The 247-nt window shown below is 67.6% G+C and carries 1 protein-coding gene; it reads left to right on the plus strand.

Features of this window, described 5'->3' with window-relative positions:
- On the plus strand, positions 1-247 hold a 247-nt coding region (locus VTU_RS34135; protein ID WP_010108957.1), incomplete at both ends, for an RHS repeat-associated core domain-containing protein.

Below are 247 nucleotides of genomic sequence, written 5' to 3' on the forward strand. Positions count from 1 at the left end.
GCCACCCCGCAGAACAGGGCAAGGGAATCACCCGGCACTACCACTACGAAGACGCGCGCTTCCCGACCCTGCTCACGGGCATCAGCGTCAGCGGGCAAGGCAGCGACGGCCGGCCGATGAACGAACGCATCGCCAGCTATGGCTACGACGCCAACGCGCTGGCGATCAGCAGCGTGCGCGGCGCACCCGACAGCGACACCGAGAAGGTCACGCTCGACACCCGCACGCCCAGACAAACCGTGCTGAC

The sequence above is a fragment of the Verminephrobacter aporrectodeae subsp. tuberculatae At4 genome, assembly GCF_000193225.1.
GTDB classification, from domain to species: Bacteria; Pseudomonadota; Gammaproteobacteria; order Burkholderiales; family Burkholderiaceae_C; genus Acidovorax; species Acidovorax aporrectodeae.